Raw genomic sequence first — 20,125 nt, forward strand, 5'->3', positions numbered from 1 at the left:
CCTCCCCCCCGCCCAGGGCATGGGCGGCGGCGCGGACGCGGGTCGGTAGGGGGCTGCCATGTTCACCGACTTCTTCATCCAGCGCCCCGTCTTCTCCAGCGTGCTGTCCATCCTCATCACGCTGGTGGGCGCCATCTCCATTCCCAGCCTCCCCATCGAGCAGTACCCGGAGCTGGCGCTGCCGCAGGTTCAAATCACCGCCACGTACACCGGCGCGTCCGCGGAGACGGTGGAGAGCGCCGTCACCACCGTGCTGGAGCGCCAGCTCAACGGCATGGAGGGCATGCGCTACATGTCCTCCACCAGCACCAACGACGGCCAATGCACCATCACCGCCACGTTCGACCCGTCGCGCGACGTGGACCTGGCCGCGGTGGACGTGCAGAACCGCGTGGCCACCGCCACGCCGCAGCTGCCCTCGCAGGTGAACGCGCTGGGCGTCACCGTGCGCAAGGCGCAGACGCAGCTGCTGGTCTCCTTCGGCGTCTATGACAAGGAGAAGCGCTACGACACGGAGTTCATCAGCAACTACGCGGACGTCTTCATCCGCGACGCGCTCTTGCGCGTGAAGGGCGTGGGCGACGTGCGCATCTTCGGCGAGCGCCGCTTCGCCATGCGCCTGTGGCTGGACCCCACGGAGCTGGCCCGGAGAAGCCTCACCGCGCAGGACGTGGTCAACGCGCTTCAAGAACAGAACGTCCAGGTGGGCGCGGGCAAGGTGGGCCAGGCCCCGTCCTCCAAGGACCAGGCGTACCAGCTGTCCCTCCAGGTAAAGGGCCAGCTCACGTCCGCGGAAGAGTTCGGCGCCATCGTCATCCAGCGCGGCGCTGACGGCGCCCTGGTGCGCATCCGCGACGTGGGCAACGCGCAGCTGGGCGCGGAGAGCTACCAGCAGCTGCTGCGCTTCAACGGCCAGGACGCGGTGGGCCTGGGCATCACGCAGCTACCCGGCTCCAACGCGCTGGAGGTCCGCGAGGGCGTGGAGGCGGAGCTCCAGCGGCTGTCCGCCAACTTCCCGCCGGGCCTCACCTATCAGGTGGCGTTCGACACCACGGCCGCGGTGAGCGCCTCCATCGAGGAGGTGCTCCAGGCGCTGGGGGAAGCCATCCTCCTGGTCATCCTGGTCATCTTCATCTTCCTGCACGGCTGGCGCAGCGTGCTGGTGGCGGTGACGACGCTGCCGGTGTCCCTGGTCGGCACGTTCATGTTCGTCAACGCGTTCGGCTTCTCGCTCAACACGCTGACGCTCTTCGGCCTCACGCTGGCCACGGGCCTGGTGGTGGATGACGCCATCGTGGTCATCGAGAACGTGGAGCGCGTCATCGAGCACGAGAAGGTGGACGCGAAGGAGGCCACCCACCGGGGCATGCAGCAGGTGGCCGGCGTGGTGGTGGCCACCGCGCTGGTGCTGTCCGCGGTGTTCATCCCGGTGTCCTTCTTCCCTGGCACCACGGGCGCCATCTACCGCCAGTTCGCGCTCACCATCGCGTTCTCCATCAGCCTCTCCGCGCTCGTCGCGCTCACGCTGTCTCCCGCGCTGTGCGCGCGCCTCCTGCGCCCCAACGAGGGCCAGAAGTTCGTCCTGGCGCGCAAGTTCGACCAGGGCATGGACGCGCTCCGGCGCGGGTACGGGAAGCTGCTGCGCCTGATGCTGGGCAAGCTGCGGTGGGTGGTCGTGGGCATCTTCGCGGTGTTCCTCGTGGCCACGGGCCTGCTCTACCGGGCCACGCCCACGGGCTTCATCCCGGACGAGGACCAGGGCTACATCATCGTCGCTGTGCAGGGCCCGGAGGGCACGTCGCTGGAGTACACGCGCAACGTCCTCATCCAGGTGGAGGACATCATCAAGCAGCAGCAGGAGGTGACGCAGATCTTCACAGTGGGCGGCTTCTCGCTCCTGGGCACGGGCGCCAACTACGGCTCGCTCTTCATCAACCTGAAGCCCTGGGAGGAGCGCAAGACGAAGGAGTCCAGCGTCGCGGGCCTGATAGAGCGCCTGCGCCCCCAGCTGTCCCAGGTCGGCGGCGCGCGCGTGCTGCCCCTGCAACCGCCCGCCATCCGCGGCGTGGGCAGCGTGGGCGGCTTCGAGTTCGTGCTGGAGGACCAGCAGGGTGGCCGCACGCTGGAGGAGCTGGCGCAGGCCACGCAGGCCCTGGTGGGCAAGGCGAGCCAGGATCAACGGCTGCGCGGCGTGTTCTCCGCGTTCACCGCGGGCTCGCCGCAGCTCAACATCGACGTGGACCGGGAGAAGGCGAAGGCCATGGGCGTGCCCCTGTCCTCGCTGTTCTCCACGCTCCAGGTGTACCTGGGCAGCCAGTACGTGAACGACTTCACCTTCGCCAACCGCGTCTACCGCGTGTTCGTGCAGGCCGCGACGCCCTTCCGCGACAACCCGAAGGACATTGGCAGCTTCTACGTGCGCTCGGACACCGGGGCCATGGTGCCGCTGGAGGCGCTGGTGAAGGTGACGCCCATCACCAGCGCGCAGAACATCACCCACTACAACCTCTTCCGCTCCGCCAACATCAACGGCCAGGGCAGCCCTGGCACCTCCACCGGCACGGCCTTGAACGCCATGGAGGAGGTGGCGAAGCAGGCCCTGCCGCCGGGCTTCACCTTCGAATGGACGGGCCTGTCCCAGGAGCAGAAGAGCGCGGGCAACACCGTGCTCGTCATCTTCGCGCTGGGCATCGTGTTCGTGTTCCTGGTGCTGGCCGCGCAGTACGAAAGCTTCGCCCTGCCCTTCGTCGTCATGCTCGCGGTGCCCGTCGCGATGATGGGCGCGCTCTTGTTGCAGAACCTGCGCGGGCTGGTGAACGACGTGTTCTGTCAGGTGGGTCTGGTGATGCTGGTGGGCCTCGCGTCGAAGAACGCCATCCTCATCGTGGAGTTCGGCGAGCAGCTGCGCGCGCAGGGCCAGGGCGTGGTGGAGTCCGCCATCAACGCGGCGGAGACGCGCCTGCGCCCCATCCTGATGACGTCCTTCGCGTTCCTCTTCGGCGTGGTGCCGCTGATGCTGGCCAGCGGCGCGGGCGCCTCCGCGCGCAAGTCGCTGGGCACGGCCGTCTTCGGCGGAATGCTCTTCTCCACCTTCGTGAACCTCATCTTCATCCCGGTGCTCTACGCGCTGGTGGAAGGCGCGCGCACGAAGATCCTGAAACACCGCAAGCACGGCAATTCACCAAGCGGACCGCAGAATCCGCCGCCGCCGTCCATCCCTCCCGAGGGGGAGCCGCCGCGACCCCAGCCGGCGTAGCGGCGCGTCGCGAAGGACCCGCACGGAGCGGGCAGGCACTCCGGCGTGCTACCCCGCGCCGGAGCGTCCTGGTTATCCTTGAGCGACGCATGGCTTCTCCCCTGACTGTCGATGAGCGGCGTCGGTGGCTGTACACGTTGAAGCAAGCCCCCGTGCTGCGCCACGTGCGTGCGTCCGCCCTGCTCCGCCTGCTGGAGCGGGCCCGGCCGGTGGAACCCCAGCCAGGCGAGGGCATCTGCCGCGAGGGCGAGCCGGTGGACGGCATCTATCTCCTGCGCTCGGGCGAGTGGCGGATGACGGCGGGAGGGACGGTGCTCCTGCACCTGCGCTCGGGGATGTCGCTGGGCGTGGAGGCGCTCGCGCGCGGCACATGGCCCGTCACGGTGACGGCGGCGTCCGCGTCGCACGCCCTCTTCCTGCCTCGCGCGGAGCTGGAGGCGGTGGCGGTGGTGCCCCGCGGCGGCGCCACGCCGCGCACGGACGTGGTGACGTTCCGCGCGCAGCAGGGGCTGGAGCTGCCGCCCGCGATGCTGTCCGTGTTGGTGGAGCTGGTGGCGAAGGTGATGGTCCACGACTTCGGGGACCGGGTGCTGCTCGTGCGCGCGGGGACGAAGCGCACGGAGGGCGCGGTGCGCGGAGCCGACAGCGTGTTCCGCCGCACGGTGACTCCGGGCGCGCCGCTCCTCCCCGAGGGTGAGGACTTCGACTGCGTGCTGGTGGATGGCGTGCCGGTGCCGGAGTCGCTGACGCCGCGTGAGGTGCGGCTCGTGCCGCTGGGTGGAGAGGCGGACGGCCTGGGGAGGCCGGGGGCGCCGGTGCTCCCCACGGTGTTGCTGTCGCCGTGGCGGCCGCAGGGCAGCCCGACGTTGCGGGGGCGCTCGCTGCCGGACGAGGACGGCTGGGACGAAGAGGCGCCGCCGCCCGGGTGCCGGCTGCGGCTGGACTGGGAGCGGCTGGTGGTGCGGCCCGGGGACTCGCGGCCGCTGGCGGCGCTGGGCCTGGATGCGGGGACGCGGGACGCGCTGTCGCGGTGGGCGCGCGCCATCACCGGCCGGCGCGTGGGGTTGGCGCTTAGCGGAGGCGGCGTGTGGGGCTTCTACCACGTGCACCTGCTGCGGAGGCTGGCCGCGCTGGACGTGCCGGTGGACTTCCTCAGCAGCGCGAGCATGGGCTCGCTGGTGGGCGCGTACTACTGCGGCACCGCGCGCGACGGACGTGAAGGCCTGGATGGCCTGCGCCGGCTCCAGCACCGGGCCCGGGGCGGGCACCTGTCCGCCGCGGCGCTGTCTTCCGTCGTGACGACGCAGGCCATGGAGTGGCTGGTGCGCGGCGACCTGGGGGACCTGGCGCTGGAGGAGTTGCCCATGGGCTTCCTGCCGGTGACGACGGACCTGACCACGGGCCGCTGCGTGGTGTTGGAGAAGGGGCCGCTGGCGCTGGCGGTGCGAGCGAGCGGCTCGGCGCCGGGCGTCTGGGCGCCCACGCTTCAGCCGCCCGCGCGCTACGTGGACGGGGCCTTCACCAGCATGGTGCCGGTGGACGTGCTGCTCCACTCGGGCGCGGACCTGATCTTCTCCAGCAACATCTTCCCCGCGGGCCCTCACCACGCCGCACGGCCCCTGTTGCCCGGAGCGGTGGGGCTGTTCCTCTCCGCGCTCAACCCGGTGGCGCGAGCCAAGGACCTGCTGGCCAGCGGAGTGCTGCTCCTGCACCGCAGCGGAGACCTGGAGTCCGCGCGAGGAGACCTGCGCTACGACGTGGGCACGCGTGAGCATCCGTTGCTCGGCTCCATGCGCTTCACGCACGTGGACGAGGTGCTGGACGAGGCCGCGCGCGACATGGGCCTGGAGCAGAAGCTGCTGGAGCTCAAGCAGGCCTGGGAGGCATTGCGAGGGCGCCGGAACGCGGCTGGTGGCCGGAGGGCCGCATGATCCCGGTTCGCATCCTCGGCACCGCGAGCGTGCTGCCCGGTCCGGCAGTGACGACGGAAGAGGTCTGCGCGCGCGTGGGCCGCGACGCGGCGGAGGTGGAACGCAAGACGGGCATCCGCACGCGGCACTTCGCTCCTGCGGGGATGCGCGCCGCGGACCTGGGAGCCCAGGCCCTGCGGGGCGCGCTGGAGGCAGCGGGGCTTCCGGCAACGGCGCTCCGGCGAATCCTGTTCGTGTCGTCCATGGGCGGGGATGTCACGACGCCGGCCAATGGCAGCCGGGTGGCGGCGGCGCTGGGACTGTCCGGGACGTGCGATGCGATGGACATCGGCAACGCGTGCATGGGTTTCCTGAGCGCGTTCGACCTGGCGGCACGCTCGGTGGCGACGGGACTGGGTCCAGTGGGAGTGGTGTCCGTGGAGCTGCTGTCACGCACCACGCGGCCGGAAGACCCACGTCCCTACCTGGTGCTGGGTGACGCGGCGGCGGCGGTGGTGCTGGGGGAGGCACGGCCTGGCGAGGGCGTGCTGGGGGCCGCGTTCGGCAACGACGGCACGCTGCCGCCGGACGTCGTGCTGGAGAACCCGCACCAGACGGGCCAGCGCGAGGGCATGCGCTTCCTCACCCCATCGCGCGACATGACGCGCGTGGCGCTGGGAGCGTTGAAGCGCGCGGCGTCGTCGGTGCTGCAAGGCGCGGGGCTGACGGTGGCGGACGTGGAGTGGGTGCTCACGCATCAGCCAAACGGGAGCATGTTCGCGGCCATCCTCCAGGCATTGGAGGTGCCGGAGCAGAAGAGCGTCACGGTGGTGGACACGGTGGGCAGCGTGGGCTCCGCGTCGCTGGGCACGGGGTTGGACCGGCTGTGGCGCACGCGGCCGGTGAAGCCAGGGGACCGCGTGTTGATGGTGGGCGTGGGCGCGGGCGTGGCACACGGCGCGGTGCTGTACCGGGTGGGCGGGTGACGCTCACGGCGACGGCGGCACGTGCCGCGTGGCTGACGACGTTCCGCCTGCTCCAGCGCTATCACCGTTACGAGGTGGTGAACCTGGAGCCGCTGCTCAAGCCCGGCGCGAAGCTGCTGGTGGGCTACCACGGGCGGCCCCTGGCGGTGGACCTGTGCATGCTGACGGTGACGCTGCACGACCGGCTGGGCTACCTGCCGCACGGAATCGCGCACGGCGCGTTCGACCGCATCCCCGGCATGCGGCAGGTGGCGGACGGGCTGGGCTTCGTCACCGGCGACGGACCGCTGTTGGCCGAAGCGGTGAAGAAGGGCGAGCACGTCCTGGTGCAGCCAGGGGGCACGCGCGAGGGCTGCCGAGACTTCCGGCACCGCTACCGCGTGGACTGGGGAGAGCGGCTGGGCTACCTGCGGCTGGCCGTGCGCTACGGCCTGCCCATCGTCCCCATCGCGGGCCACGGCATGGACGACGCATACGTGGGCCTGAACGACGGCTACGCGTGGGGCAAGCGCGTGGGGATGCCCGGAAAGCTGCCGCTATGGCTGGGCGTAGGCGCCACGGGCCTGTGGCCGCTGTCCCTGCCCTTCCCGGTGAAGATGATCCAATGGGTTGGAGAGCCACTGACAACCCACCTGACCTCAGGCTTCGACGCGGCGGACCGGGAGGCCCTGCTCACGGTGCACCGCGAGGTGACGGGCGCGGTGCAGGGACTGCTGGACGCGGCGCGCTCCTCCTGAGCGTTACCACCAGAGCGGGCGACGCTGCGGCTTGTTACGGACGCAGTACCACTCCGAAATCTGGTGTGCCGCCTTCGGTGCGAGCCCGTACTCCCGACGAAGCACGTCCAGGAACCCGTGCAGGGAGAGCACCCGTCCGCGAAGCTCCTCGATGCCCCGATGAAGGGCGCGTCGGTCATGCAGGATCGCCGTCGCGTCGGGATGGTGACAGGCATAGGCAATCACGGAGTGCTCCCCCATCCCTTCTGTCACCGGCGGGAGCTGGAGCTGGACCAGCGTCTGGGCCTCCAGGCTCTGCGGCACCAACACGGTGGGCGCCCCCGCGATGGCCTTGAGCATCGCCTCCGCTTCCTGGACCAGACGCTCCGGGGCACCGGCAAGGGAGGCGCCCACGGTCAACTCATCCCAGACCGTGTCGGTGATGACGACGGGCAGGGCCCCCAGCTCCCTCAGCGTGAGGGCATGCCCCGCGCGCTGGACGTTCGCCAGCACGTCGGTGTCGACGACGTATCGGCTCATGTCGCGAGCAGGTCCTCGACAGGGCGCCCGAGCAGCTCGCGAGCCCGGCTCGATGAGATCAACTCGTGGGCGTGCGCATCCAGGGCACGTCGCTCGATGCCGGTGAAGCGCGTATCGTCCTCGAAGCCCTCCAGGACGGTTTCGTCCGGGGCCATCAAGAGGGCATCCACGGTCTCCCGTTCCCGGATGTACCGGAGGTTGTAGAGATGCCAGGCCATGGCGGAGAAGCTGAGGCCGAAGTGGGTGCGAGCCCGGATGACCAGCTCGCGGGCTTCCTTCAGGCCATAGCCCTCCGGTTTCGCGGCCCCCAGGCTCTGCGTCACCGCCTCTTCGGGTGCCAGCAGCATGGCGGCGAACGCATTCGCCCGTTTCTCCGCGGGAGGGTTCTCCATCCAGAAGCGCGACGAGTCCAAGCGCCCCTCGTCCGTCTGGACGTCGCTCTCCGACAAGTCGAGGAGCTGATGCGCCAGTTCGTGAGCCAGCACGAAGCGGCGCACCGGCTCACGTGTCAGCTCCGAATGAATGACGATGAGGCGGGCACTGCCAGAGCGGCAGCTGACGCCATGCACGGCGGGATTCGTGAAGGCATGGCGGAGGACGAGGACGTCGAAGTGGCTTTCCATCAGCCGGCCCAGATTGCGCAACGGGCCCTGACGCTCCGGCAGCAGGGCTCGGACCCTCCGGGCGCACGCATACCCCGCCTGGTGGGCGTTCCTCATGGGCGGCGGTTCGGGATGGACCTGATCCGCCAACCGGAGGACCTGCCGGAGCGCGCCAAGCAGGCTGAAGGCCCGTGCCTGCCGGAGCCCTTCCAAGAGGAAGGTCCGGTCCGTATCGGAAAGCGAAGCGCTGACCGCGCTTCCCTTCAGCAGCGCCGAGGGCTCCAAGGGGACCTGCTCGACGGGCGCGGACGTGTGGAAGAAGGCCGTAGGCGCAAGTCCCAGCGCCGAGGCCAACCGGGTCAGCGCGCTGAGCCCCAACGCTTGCTCGCCCTGCTCGAAGGTCCGGATGAGATGCGCGGAAACCCGCGCACGCGTGGCCAGGGCTTCCACTTCCAGCCCGGCTTCCCTCCTCCGCCTGGAGAGCCTGCGGCCCAGCTCCCGCAGGGCATCCGAGGCGTCATCCGTGGGCGGCCCTTGCGTCATGACCTCAGCATCAAGCAGGGCCACCCAGGTGGCAAGGGCACCCGCGGGACTACCAGCGCATGCGGTAGATGGCGGCGCGGCCCTGGCGGGACTCGACCACGGTGGTGAGGCCCTTCACGCCGGTGGTCAGCGTCCCGTGGTGGCAGATGGAGCCGATGAACTCCGGGTAGGTCCCGCCCTCGTTCACCTTGATGCGGTAGTCCGTGGCCGCCAGCCGCTCCACCTCCACGTGCAGGAAGTTGCTGCCGGAGGCCAGGTTGCGCGACGTGCGCTCCAGGGTGCGCGCGGGGCCCAGCAGCTTCACCACCGCCTGCAGCGCGCGGCCCATGTTCGTCTCGAAGTAGCCCGCGACGAAGCGCTCTCCCAGCCGCCACTGCGCCTCGTTCATGGACACGTCCGGAAACAGCTCCGTCGCGCAGAGATGCAGGACCTTCTGCCAGATGGCGTTCGGATACGCGGGCTCCAGCTTCCGGTCCAGGTCCAGCCCGGCGTCCTTCAGCTTCGCGCGCAGCGGGCCGTCCAGCCGGCCCTTCAGGGCCAACAGCAGCCCTTCCACCGTATGGCCGAAGATGATCTCCGAGGGGTTCGACACGAGGGGCTCCTCCGCCACGTCTCGGGGGGTGACGTGGCTTGGGTGCCCCCTGGTTAGTTCGAACACGGACTCGTGGACAACCCCTACATCCCAGGGGCGATGACGATTTCACGGTGAGGACAGTCACACCTCCCCGCCGTCAGAAGCGTCCAGGCAGGCCCCACGTCAATGATTGCGCACCAGCCCCTGGGACAGGGGCATTCCATGGTTGGGGGGCATCATGAGCTGGAGCATCCACATTCCCGCGGTGAACACGCTCAAGCTCGCGCTGGGCAACGCCGCGCACGAACAGGCGCTGGGCCACGCGGAGCTGAACGGCAACAAGGCCATCCCCATCCAGGGAGGCGCGGTGTCCCTGACGGGCGCGCTCAAGGTCCCCGTCGAGCTCTTCAACGACCGGAACGACAAGGACGCGTACGGCATCATCGGCGTGCCCCCGAAGACGCTGGACGGCTCCTCGGTGGAGCCCCTCTTCTCCCCGGACGGGGCCGCGTGCTGGTTGAAGTACGCGGCGGAGCTGAGCGCGGAGGCCAACGGCCAGGGCCACTTCCCCTTCGTCGAGCTGAGCGGCGGCGGGGCGCTCCAGGTGAAGGTGGCGGACTACCGGCACCACGCCGCCACCCAGACGCTGGAGGCCGCGCTGGGTTCGGACGTGAAGTCCCTGCGCCTGCCCTTCGTGCTGGGGGATGTGCAGGCGCTCCAGCCCGGTGATGCCCTGTCGTTCCAGACGTGCGTGGCCCTGAAGGCCGGCGTGAAGGTGTCCTGGTCCGCCATCAGCACGTCCCTGGTCGCGGCGCTCGCGAAGCGGCTGGCCGGGCAGCTGGTGTTCGAGCTGAAGGCGGAGGCGGGCGCGTCCATCGGCGGCACCGTGTCCCTCCAGGACGAGTTCCGCATCGTCTTCTCCCGGCCGAAGGACGGCGGGCCGTTCCGCGTGTCGGTCCGCAAGGCCACCTCGGACGCCGCGGCCGTCCACGTGTCCGCGGGCGTGTCGCTGGAGTACTCGTCGCCGCTGCTCGCCTCCATCCTGAGCGCCGTGGACGCCAAGGTGCAGGATGCCTTGAAGCTCGTCGAAGGCCTGGAGCAGGGCTCGCTCCAGCCCGCGCTCCTCCAGGTCGCCGCCGCGCTGTTGAAGCAGCTGGGGTTCCTCAAGTCGGTGGAGCCCACGGTCGCGGCGGTGACGGCCGCGTATGAAGAACTGAAGGACTTCGTGGAGAGCGTGGTCAGCGGCTCACTCAAGGCCGGCTTCGAATACGAGTACGCGCGCAGCACCGAGGACGCGACGCTGCTGGAATTGGAGGTGCCCGTGGAGGAGCTGGCGGGCGCGCATGGCGCGTTCGTCTCCGGCGACCTGGCCTCCATCCAGCGCCGGGTGAATGACACCTGGCTGCGGCGCTACTTCCACATGAAGTCCGTGGAGTCCCAGCGCGTCTGGGGCCTGGGCCTGGGCTGGCGCGACATCAACTTCGCCTCGCAGGAGGACCGGCGGAAGCTCAAGGCCGTGGTCCAGCACGCGTCCCGCGACCACCGGCAGGGCCCCCGCCGCTACGCGTTCCTGGGGGCGCGCAGCTACACGAGCTCGGGCGTGCTGTACGGGAAGACCTCCCGCTGGGGGCTCGACTTCAGCGCCCAGATGCCGCGCTTCAGCCTCACGCCCAGCGCGGACGAATTCGAATACTCCTTCTTCGCCCAGAGCCAGGTGGAGGACGGCCTGTCGAAGGAGCTCATCCAACGCGCGGTGGACGGGGCCACCGTCTGGGGCGCGGTCCGTCCGGAGGACGCGCCAGCGCTGGTGGACCGCCTCTTCCGCGCGGCGCCCGCCGGCACGAAGACCGTCACGCGGCTGGACCTGCGCGTGGACAACCCCAGCTTCCGGCGGCTGCTGGCGAAGCTGGGCTCCGAACCCGCCTTCGAACGCAACGCCTTCGCCAGGGCCCTGGCGCGCGCCCTGCCCCGGGCCAGCCAGCCCGTGCGCACCAGCCTCCAGCGCCGGGAAGAGCTCTACGCGCCGCTCTGGGACGCGTACCTCAAGGACGGCGCGAAGGACTGGACGCTCGACCGGGCGAGGGCGAGCGTGGCCTGGCACCTGAAGACCCAGGCGGGGGCGGACGGCTTCGTCGCGTCACACTGGGAGCAGACTGGCGGCACGGGCACGTTCTCGGACGTGCTCGTGCAGTCCTCGCGCTACGGAGGCGACATCGGGAGCCAGCCGTACGGGAAGGTGTACGTGTTCTGGAGGGACCTGCTCGACAAGCTCATCGCGCTGAACAAGGCCATCCATTCAGAAGCCGTCATCGCGGAGAACGACTCGACCTCCGCCGTGCAGCAGGTGTTCACGGCCCTGGACGACCTGGCCTGCGACGACTTCCGCGTCACCGCGTTCGTCGCGTGGATGGATCAGCTCGCCATCCGGTGGAAGCTGGGGTCGGGCATCCAGCGCCTGCTCCAGGTGCGCGTGGGAGAGCAGGAGTTCGTCATCTCCCACGGCTGAGCACGCGGGCCCGCTACCAGCGCATGCGGTACGTCGCGGCGGGCCCTTCGCGGCCCTCGACCACGGTGGTGAGTCCCTGCACGCCGGTGGTCAACGTGCCGAAGTGGCACAGGGCCCCGATGAACTCCGGGTGGATGCCGCCTTCGCTCACCCGGAGCCGGTAGTCGGTGGTGGCCAGGCGCTCCACGTCCACCTGGAGGTAGTTGTTGCCGGAGGCCATGTTGCGCGCCGTGCGCTCCAACGTGCGCGCGGGGCCCAGGAACTTCACCACGCCTTGCAGCGCGCGGCCGATGCGGGTGGAGAAGTAGGCCGTGACGAAGCGCTGGCCCAGGTGCCAGTGCGCCTGCGCGACGGAGTGGTGGGGAAAGAGCACCTGCGCGCCCAGGAGCAACATCTGGTGCCACTGGTCCCGGGGATAGGCGGGCGCCAGCTCCTGGTCCAGGTCCAGGCCCGCCTCCCTCAACTTCGCTCGGAGCGGGCCGTCCAGATGCCCCTCCAAGGTCACCAGCAGGCCTTCGACGGTGTGGCCGAACACGACCTTTTCCGGGGGACGCACGATGGGAAACTCCTTCTCCACGGCGCTGGGGATGCGTCCTTCTTCGGTAAACGCGGACGGACCCGGGAACAACCCACCCATCCCTTCGTGCAGCGGGGTTTCCACCAGCGGACGGAGCAACTTCACGAAGCCCGTGGAGCGGGTGTCTTTCGTGGCTACATCCCGCACATGTTGCTCAAGGTATGCCTCAACGGAGCCCGCGCGGCCGTGGATCATCCCCGGCTGCCCATCCCCCCCGAAGCGCTCGCACGCGACGCCGCCGCCTGTCACGCCGCGGGCGCGGGGGCATTCCATGTGCATCCGCGCGCGTCGCACGGCGGCGAGTCCCTGGACGCGGCGGACATCGGTGTGGCGGTGTCCGCCATCCGCCACGCCTGTCCAGGCGTGCCCGTGGGCGTCAGCACCGGCGCCTGGATTCTCCCGGATGTGAAGGCCCGCCACGCGCGGATCGCCAGTTGGAAGGCGCTGTCCGCCAGCACCCGGCCCGACTTCGCCTCCGTCAACCTGTCCGAGCCCGGCTGGGACGCCATCGCGGACGCGCTACTCGACGCGGGCATCGGCGTGGAGGCAGGGGTGTGGTTCCCCGAGGACGTCCCGCGCCTCATGGCCTGGCCGCGCGCGCCGGAGTGCCTGCGCGTGCTCGTGGAGACGCAGTCCTCCCAGCCGGAAGCCGCATGTCAGGAGGCGCGGACGCTGGTGGACCTGCTGCGCGCCACGGGCTTCTCGCGGCCCCTGCTCGTCCACGGCTCGGAAGGAGGAGCCTGGGCCGTGCTCGGGTGGGCACGGCGCCACGGGTTCGACACGCGCATCGGGCTGGAGGACACGCTCGTGCTTCCGGACGGCCAGCGCGCGGAGGACAACGCCGCGCTGGTGGCCGAGGCCGTCCGGACCCTGCGCGAGCAGTGAGGCTTGGGTGATCTCCCAGCCCCGCCGCGTCCGGGTTCCTATGATGGAAGCACCATGCACGAGCCTCCCTCAGCAGGCGGATCCCCTCCAGCAAGAGCGGAGGACCCGCCGCCCCAGGCGTGGGCCCTCATCCTGGGCGCATCCTCCGGCTCGGGCGCGGCCATCGCGGAGGCCGTCGCGCGCAAGCCGGGGCTGAACGTCTTCGGCGTGCACCGGGGCCGCTACCCGGACACCGCGCGGGAGCTGGAGGCCCGCGTGCGCGACGCGGGCCGGGACGTGTACCTGCGGCAGGCGGATGCCTCCACGCCCGAAGCCGCCGAGGCCGGCGCGGACGAGCTGCTCCAGCGCGCGGGCCCCCGCAGCGTGAAGCTGTTCGTGCACGCCATCGCCGGCGCGTCCGTGGGGCACTTCCTCTCCGAGGGCCCGGACCGGCTGCACCCGCGCCGCATCCAGCGCACCTTCGACTGCATGGCGCACTCGTTCGTGTACTGGACACAGGCCCTGGTGCAACGCGACCTGCTGGCCCCGGACGCGCGCCTGCTGGGCCTCCAGAACCCGCTGGATGAAACGCACCTGGGCAACACCGGCCTCATCAGCGCCGCCAAGGCCTCGCTGGAGATGTACGTGCGCCACCTGGCCATGGAGCTGGGCCCGAAGGGCCACCGCGTCAACCTGCTCAAGTTCGGCACCGTGATGACGCCCGCGCTGCGGCACGTCTACTCACCGGAGGCGCTGGCCCGACTGGAGGCGCGCCACGCGGCCATGAACCCCGCGGGGCGCATGGGCACCCTGGACGAGGTGGCCCGCTTCGTCACCGTGCTCGTGGGCGACGACGCCGCGTGGTTCAACGGCGCCACCATCGACTTCACGGGCGGCATGACACTGAAGCTGCTGGACCTGGTGCTCAACCCGTGACGGCCGGAACGCGGAACGTGAGGCAGTAGTAGAACGGTGACACCTGTTCCTCGATGACGTCCTCGGCGTTCCGAGGCAGCAGGTCGCGGGGGCTCTTCGCGTCGCGCGTGTAGAACGTGAGGGCGCGGAACGCGGCGCGCTGGAACAGCGACGGGCGGAAGGCCGCGTCCAGCTGCTCGTCCACCACCACCAGCGGCGTGCCGGGCCGCGCCACGCGCGCCATCTCCCGCAGCGCCACCGCGGGCTGGCGGTAGCTCCCAATCCCGCCGACGTGAAAGACGCGGTCGAACAGGCCGTCCTTGAACGGGAGCGCGTGCGCGTCCGCCACCAGCAGCCGCGTGTCCTTCACGCCGCGGCCCTTTCGCAGCCGCTTCTCACACTGCGCCAGCATGCCGGTGCTCAGGTCCAGGCCCCACACCTCCACGGGCAGGCCCGGCGGCAGCGAGCCCCGGATGCGCGGCAGGTTCGCGCCCGCGCCCACGCCCACCTCCAGCACGCGCACGGGCTGTCCGTCGTCGCGCGGCTTCAGCGCGCCCAGCTCCAGCCTGCGCATGTACCCATCACGCATCCGCGATTCGGAGACGGACTGGAACAGCGGGGTCAGCACCGCCGTCAGCGGGTCGTGCAGCGCGGGCAGCCCGTCGTAGATGTGGCGCATCAGGCGGTCCGTGCCCTGCACGCGGTCCTCGCGGTACAGCCGGGCGAGCCCTTCCTCCACCTTCCACGTCTCGCCGCAGCCGCCGCAGAGCAGACGTCCCTCGTCCAGCCGGTCGTCCTCGCTCTGCCCGTGCCACACCAGCTGGCCCCGGCAATCCGGGCATGCCAGCAACGCCACATCCCGCAGCCACATCATCGCTTCGTCACCCTGCCGTCCCCTGTTCGGCCAGGGTCCGCGCCAGGTCCTCGCGCGCCCCCAGCCGGGTGAAGTCCTCCGCCGCCCGCCGCAGCAACCCCGCACGCTCCGCGTCGTCCGCGGGCAGGTGCCGCGCCCACTCCAGCCGCGCGCGAGCCGCCTCGTAGGGCATGCCCCGCGCATCCGACTCCGCGATGCAGCGCTTCCACGCGCGGAAGGCCTTGCGATGCTTCCCCGAGAGCCACGCCTCGCAGCCGCGCCACAGCCACGCGGCGGGCTCGCCGAAGGGGAACACCCGCGCGAAGCCCTCCACCGCCTGGAGCGCGGCCCGAGCGCTGTGCGTGAGCGCCTGCAAGCCGGGCCCGGGCGTCTCGCGCGCCCACAGCGTGAGCAGCACCTCCGCCACCGCCGTCGCGCCGAAGTAGACGAAGTGCGCCACCGGCTTGCCCGCGGACAGCCGCACCAGCGCCTTCTCCGCCGCCGCGCGAGCCCCCGCCGCGTCGCCCTCGCGCAGGCACAAGAGCGCCAGCGTGCCGTCGGTGATGATGCGGTCGGTGGCGCCGCCATGCGCCTCCGTCCACGCGAGCGCCGGCTCCAGCGCCACGCGGGCCCGAGCGTGCTCGCCCAGCCGCAGCAGCATGTGCGCGCGATAATGCTGGGCCCAGTGCTGCGTCTGCGCCGAGCCCCGGCGCACCGCGGACGCCTCCAGCCAGTCCATCAGCGGCAGGCCCCGAGCGAACTGGCCCCGGTACATGGCGGACACGGTGAGCAGCGCGCGGCACTCCTCCGCCAGCCGCAGGTCCCCCACCGAGTCCACGATGGCCGTCGCTCGCGAAAGCCACGTCTCCACGTCCTGCCAGCGCGCCTGGTACACCGCGCACACCGCGTTGCGGTTGAGCACGTAGGCCAGGTCCGCCGGGCGGCCCACGCTCTCGGCCACCTCCTGCGCCCGCTTCACCCACGCGTCCGCCACGCGGTGCACCGGCACCGTGCCCGCCACCACCGCCATCACCGTGTAGCCGCGCGCCAGCTCCGGCGTGGGCCCCGCGGGCTCGCACAGGTTGAGCATGCGCAGGCCGCTCCAGAGCACCGGCAGCGCCTCCTGCGCGTAGATGAACGCGTCGGTGAGCCGCATCAGCAGCCGGCCCGCCACCCGCCGCGTCTCCCGGCGCCGCCTGGAATCATCCACGTACGCGTCCGGCCGTGCACTCTGCGCCAGCCGAGCCAGCGCCTGCGTCAGCGTGCCCAGCACCCACGCCACGCGAGACGAGGGCACGCGCCAGCCGAAGTGCGCGAGCGCCGCCTCCGCGTGCGCGCGGAAGGCCTCCAGGTCCCCCAGCTGGAAGCGCGCCTCCGCGAGCAGCGCCTCCACGCGGCCCCGCTCCAACGGCGTGGCCTGGGGCGCGACCGCCAGCGCCCGCGAGAGCAGCGGCAGCGCTTCCCGGCACGCCCCCACCGCCAGCGCCTCCTCGCCCGCGAGCCGCGCGTGATGCGATTCGCGAGCCGCGTCCCCTGCCTGACCCCAGTGGTACGACAGCGCGGCGGCATGCCCCGTGGGGTGGGCCGCCTCCAGCGCCAGGGCCGCGCGTCGATGAAGCACGGGACGGAGCGCCGGGGACAGGTCCTCCAGCAACCGCTCGCGCAGCTTGTCGTGCGCGAAGCGCCAGCGACCGTCGGCCACGTCCAGCACCGCCGCCGCGGCGCAGTCGGTGAGCCACGCCTCCACGTCCACGCCGGGCGCGGCCCGCTCCAGCACCTCCAGGTCCAGCTCCCGGCCCAGCAGCGCCGCCACGTCCAGCAGCTCCCGCGCGTCCCGGGGCACCTTCTCCAGCCGGCGCTGCACCAGCGCGCGCATGCCGCCCGCCCACACGCGCTGGGGCAGCGCGACGGCGCCCAGCCGGTCCAGGCCGCCCGCGTCCTCCGCCAGCGCGCGCACCACCTCCACCAATAGGAACGGATTGCCCTCCGACTCGCGGCGCAGCAGCTCCACCACGTCGGGCCGGCGGCCGACGGCGCCCAGCATGGACTCGCCCAGCTGGGCGATCTCCTCCGCGTTCAGCCGTTGCAGGCGCAGCACGCGGGTGCCGGCAAGGTGCTCCGGCAGCTGCGGGGACTCGTCGTCTCGGAAGCTCACGAGCAGCAGCAGCGGCAGCCCCGGCGCCCGGACCGCGAGCTGCGCGAGGAGCTGGAGCGATTCGGCGTGCGACTGGTGCAGGTCCTCCAGGATGACCACGGTGGGCTGCGACAGGCGGGCGAAGAGGTCCTCCACCGTCTGGTGCAGGCGCAGCTGCGCCATGTCCGCGTCCAGCTCCGGCGCGGCGGGCACCTCGCGGCCCAGCAGCGCCTCCATGTCCGGCACCAGCGGCCGGAGCACGCGCGCCTCGCGGTCGGACAGCTCCGTGAGCATGGGCAGCCAGCGCAGCACCGCGCGCCACTCCTGGTAGGGCACGCCGCCGGTGTCCACCGCCTGGCCGCGCAGCACCATCGCGCCGCGCACCAGCGCCAGCGAGCGCACCTCCTCCAGGAGGCGCGACTTGCCCACGCCGCTCTCGCCGCCAATGAGCCACGCGCTGCCCTGGCCCGCGAGCGCCGCGTCGAGCACGTCCGTCAGGTGCTCGCGCTCCGCCACGCGGCCCACGAAGCGCGCGGACTGGAGGAAGCTCTCGCGCGTGGCGGCGGACTCGGCGGGCCGGGGCTGGCCCACGGCGTCACTCAGCGCGGTGATGACGGCCTCCGCGTCGCGCGGCCGGCGGTGCGCCTCGGGCGCCACCAGCTGCTCCAGCAGGGCCTTGAGCGCGGGCGGGAAGCCCGGCGTCGCGAACACCTGGCCCGCGTGGGGCAGCCGGCCGAAGAACATCTGGCACGCCATGGCGCCGAAGCCGAAGAGGTCGGTCAGCTCGGACGGGGGCTGGTCCTCGAAGAGCTCCGGGGCCAGGTAGCCGGGGGTGCCCGCGGGCTGCGCGCGGCGGCCCTGCTGGTCGCGGCCCACGGCCAGGCCGAAGTCCAGCACCTTCACCTGGCCGCGCACCACCAGCACGTTCCCGGGCTTCAGGTCGCGGTGGATGATGCCGCGCCGGTGCAGGTACGCGAGCGCCTGGAGCGTCTGGATGAGCAGCCCCACCTGCACCGTCAGGGGCGCGTCCGTGCCGGCCTCCACCAGCGTGCGCGCGTCCTCCAGCAGGTCCATGGCCAGGTAGGGCCGGCCCTCCGCGTCGAAGCCGTAGTCCAGCACGCGGATGACGTGCGGGTGGCGCAGCGACACCAGCGTCTGGAACTCGTGGGCCAGCGACAGCGCCATGCCCTGGGTGGCGAAGGCGGAAGGAGTGCCCCGCCCGGGCCGCCGCGCCAGGTCCGCCACCGTCTTGTGCAGCCGCTTGAGGGCCACCGGCCCGGACAGCCCGTCCTGCGCGCGCCACACGGTGCCCGCGCCGCCGCGCCCCAGCAGGTCGAGGATGCGGTACCGGCGCCCCACCACTTCCGGATCCATGCCCGGAGACGTGTCTGCGTCCGGGGCATCCGCCCGGGAGGGGGTCTGACAGGAGGGGGGGTGAGACATGAGGGGGAGCCGCCCTTACGCACGGTAAGGATATCCCCCCTTCTCGTGCGGGAGGGGGATTGAATGCGGCGGGGGCAGGCGAAGCAGGAGGCGCTTCGGACCCCGGGGAGCAACCCGGCGGGCAGGGCCCGGCAGGGTTCCTTCCCTCTGGAGCGCTGAAACATCACTTTTGACTCAGGGAGGACACCGGATGGCGGGCTACGACTTCGACTTGTTCACATTGGGCGCGGGGTCGGGCGGCGTGGCGGCCAGCCGGCGAGCGGGGGCCTCCGGCGCGAAGGTGGCCATCTGCGAGGAGGGGCGCGTGGGCGGCACGTGCGTGCTGCGCGGGTGCGTGCCCAAGAAGCTGCTCGTGTACGCGGCGCACTACCGCTACGACTTCGAGGACGCGGCGGGCTACGGCTGGACGGTGAACGGCCCCGCGCTGGACTGGAAGAAGCTCCAGGCGGTGAAGGCGAAGGAGCTGGACCGGCTGACGGGCATCTACGGGCGGCTCCTGCGCGACGCGGGCGTGACGCTGGTGGAGGGCCGCGGCCGGGTGGTGGACGCGCACACGGTGGAGGTCGCGGGCAAGCGCTACACGGCGGAGCGCATCCTGGTGGCCACGGGCGGGCGGCCCTACCTGCCGGAGGTGACGGGCATCGAGCACGCGCTCACGTCCGAGCAGGCGCTGGAGTTGCCCACGCTGCCGCGCCGGGTGGCGGTGGTGGGAGGCGGCTACATTGGCGTGGAGTTCGCGGGCATCTTCGCGGCGCTGGGCGCGAAGGTGACGATGCTGATCCGCGGCGACACGGTGCTGAGAGGCTTCGACAACGACATCCGCGCGGCGCTGACGCAGGAGATGCGCAAGAAGGGCGTGGACATCCGCCCGGAGACCTTCGTCCAGGACATCGAGAAGCGCGAGGACGGCACGCTCAGCCTTCTGACGCGCATGGGGGAGACGCTGGAGGTCGACGCGGTGCTGTACTCCACCGGCCGCGTGCCCAACACGCAGGGCCTGGGCCTGGAGGAGGCGGGCGTGAAGCTGAACGAGCGCGGCGCGGTGGTGGTGGACGCGCAGTCGCGCTCGTCGGTGGAGAGCATCTACGCGGTGGGGGACGTGACGGACCGGCTGAACCTCACGCCGGTGGCCATCGCGGAGGGCCGCGCGATGGTGGAGACGCTGTACCGGAACAACCCGGTGACGATGGACCACGAGAACGTCCCGTCCGCGGTCTTCAGCCAGCCGCCCGTGGGCACGGTGGGGCTCACGGAGCGCGAGGCGATGGAGCGCTACGGCAAGGTGGACGTCTACGTCTCCAGCTTCCGGCCCATGAAGCACACGCTGACGGGCCGGGATGAGCGGTCGATGATGAAGGTGGTGGTGGAGCAAGGCACGGAGCGCGTGCTGGGCTTCCACATGGTGGGAGCCGACGCGCCGGAGATCATCCAGGGGCTCGCGGTGGCACTGAAGTGCGGCGTGACGAAGAAGCAGCTCGACGCCACCGTGGGCATCCACCCCACGGCCGCGGAGGAGTTCGTCACGCTGCGGGACAAGCGCCCGGATCCGTCGGAGAGCGCCACGATACTGGAGCTGGGGCGTAAGGTGGTGGCCACTCCGCCCGGGGATACGCGCAAATAACGCAGACGCCAGTGCTCAGCCCTGAGTCGCCCATTTCGGAAGGCCGCAGTGCAGGCACTGTCGCGTGCGCGTATTCCTGTAGAAC

At 71.4% G+C, this 20,125-nt stretch carries 14 protein-coding genes; 8 read left to right on the forward strand and 6 right to left on the reverse strand.

Translation table 11 applies throughout. The features are described 5' to 3' along the window. Nucleotides 1–58: 58 nt before the first annotated feature. From D7V80_RS22775 to D7V80_RS22790, 4 genes are all read left to right on the forward strand, one after another. Nucleotides 59–3,256, forward strand: a complete 3,198-nt coding sequence (locus tag D7V80_RS22775) for an efflux RND transporter permease subunit (RefSeq protein ID WP_120590150.1) — start codon at nt 59–61, stop codon at nt 3,254–3,256. An 89-nt stretch (nt 3,257–3,345) separates the two neighbouring features. Further along, nucleotides 3,346–5,187: a cyclic nucleotide-binding and patatin-like phospholipase domain-containing protein gene (locus tag D7V80_RS22780; protein ID WP_120590151.1), complete on the forward strand. Its 1,842-nt coding sequence runs from the start codon at nt 3,346–3,348 to the stop codon at nt 5,185–5,187. After that, the gene (locus D7V80_RS22785) at nt 5,184–6,152 is read left to right on the forward strand and encodes a 3-oxoacyl-ACP synthase III family protein (protein WP_120590152.1); all 969 of its coding nucleotides are present in this window, start codon (nt 5,184–5,186) and stop codon (nt 6,150–6,152) included. Before D7V80_RS22780 ends, D7V80_RS22785 begins: the two co-directional genes overlap by 4 nt. Further along, nucleotides 6,149–6,889, forward strand: coding sequence for a lysophospholipid acyltransferase family protein (locus tag D7V80_RS22790; RefSeq protein WP_120590153.1), 741 nt, complete (start codon nt 6,149–6,151; stop codon nt 6,887–6,889). The genes D7V80_RS22785 and D7V80_RS22790 overlap by 4 nt, the downstream gene beginning before the upstream one ends. Before the next feature lie 3 nt (nt 6,890–6,892). On the opposite strand, the gene D7V80_RS22795 is transcribed toward D7V80_RS22790, so the two are convergent. From D7V80_RS22795 to D7V80_RS22805, 3 genes are read right to left on the reverse strand one after another with little or no spacing between them, the layout of a single operon-like run. Then, entirely contained in the window at nt 6,893–7,408 is a 516-nt protein-coding gene (locus tag D7V80_RS22795) for a hypothetical protein (RefSeq protein ID WP_120590154.1), read from the reverse strand. After that, complete coding sequence (locus D7V80_RS22800; protein WP_120590155.1) at nt 7,405–8,553, reverse strand: ImmA/IrrE family metallo-endopeptidase; 1,149 nt, start codon at nt 8,551–8,553, stop codon at nt 7,405–7,407. The genes D7V80_RS22795 and D7V80_RS22800 overlap by 4 nt, the downstream gene beginning before the upstream one ends. 49 nt (nt 8,554–8,602) lie before the next feature. Next, nucleotides 8,603–9,145, reverse strand: a complete 543-nt coding sequence (locus tag D7V80_RS22805) for a DUF2378 family protein (protein ID WP_120590168.1) — start codon at nt 9,143–9,145, stop codon at nt 8,603–8,605. Between the two features lie 220 nt (nt 9,146–9,365). Here D7V80_RS22805 and D7V80_RS22810 point away from each other — a divergent pair, with 220 nt between their 5' ends. Further along, entirely contained in the window at nt 9,366–11,633 is a 2,268-nt protein-coding gene (locus D7V80_RS22810; protein ID WP_147447183.1) for a hypothetical protein, read from the forward strand. Between the two features lie 13 nt (nt 11,634–11,646). Here D7V80_RS22810 and D7V80_RS22815 read toward each other — a convergent pair whose 3' ends face one another. After that, nucleotides 11,647–12,189 carry a DUF2378 family protein gene (locus D7V80_RS22815; protein WP_233585631.1) on the reverse strand — a complete coding sequence of 181 codons (543 nt, stop codon included), beginning with the start codon at nt 12,187–12,189 and terminating at the stop codon, nt 11,647–11,649. A gap of 168 nt (nt 12,190–12,357) precedes the next feature. Between D7V80_RS22815 and D7V80_RS22820 the strand changes: the two genes are divergently transcribed. Together D7V80_RS22820 and D7V80_RS22825 are read left to right on the forward strand one after the other, a co-directional pair. Further along, complete coding sequence (locus D7V80_RS22820; protein WP_120590158.1) at nt 12,358–13,095, forward strand: 3-keto-5-aminohexanoate cleavage protein; 738 nt, start codon at nt 12,358–12,360, stop codon at nt 13,093–13,095. 54 nt (nt 13,096–13,149) lie between these two features. Beyond that, nucleotides 13,150–14,010 carry an SDR family NAD(P)-dependent oxidoreductase gene (locus D7V80_RS22825; protein ID WP_199738801.1) on the forward strand — a complete coding sequence of 287 codons (861 nt, stop codon included), beginning with the start codon at nt 13,150–13,152 and terminating at the stop codon, nt 14,008–14,010. Here D7V80_RS22825 and D7V80_RS22830 read toward each other — a convergent pair. Next, a complete protein-coding gene (locus D7V80_RS22830) occupies nt 14,000–14,863 on the reverse strand; it encodes a methyltransferase domain-containing protein (RefSeq protein WP_199738802.1) in 864 nt (287 codons plus the stop codon). The two genes, D7V80_RS22825 and D7V80_RS22830, sit on opposite strands and share 11 nt — an antisense overlap. A 7-nt stretch (nt 14,864–14,870) precedes the next feature. Further along, nucleotides 14,871–18,350 carry a serine/threonine-protein kinase gene (locus tag D7V80_RS22835; RefSeq protein ID WP_233585633.1) on the reverse strand — a complete coding sequence of 1,160 codons (3,480 nt, stop codon included), beginning with the start codon at nt 18,348–18,350 and terminating at the stop codon, nt 14,871–14,873. Nucleotides 18,351–18,609: 259 nt separating this feature from the next. Between D7V80_RS22835 and gor the strand changes: the two genes are divergently transcribed. After that, a complete protein-coding gene (gene gor / locus D7V80_RS22840; RefSeq protein ID WP_120590161.1) occupies nt 18,610–20,040 on the forward strand; it encodes a glutathione-disulfide reductase in 1,431 nt (476 codons plus the stop codon). Nucleotides 20,041–20,125 lie beyond the last annotated feature (85 nt).

The organism is Corallococcus sp. CA054B, from assembly GCF_003611625.1.
Taxonomy (GTDB): domain Bacteria; phylum Myxococcota; class Myxococcia; order Myxococcales; family Myxococcaceae; genus Corallococcus; species Corallococcus coralloides.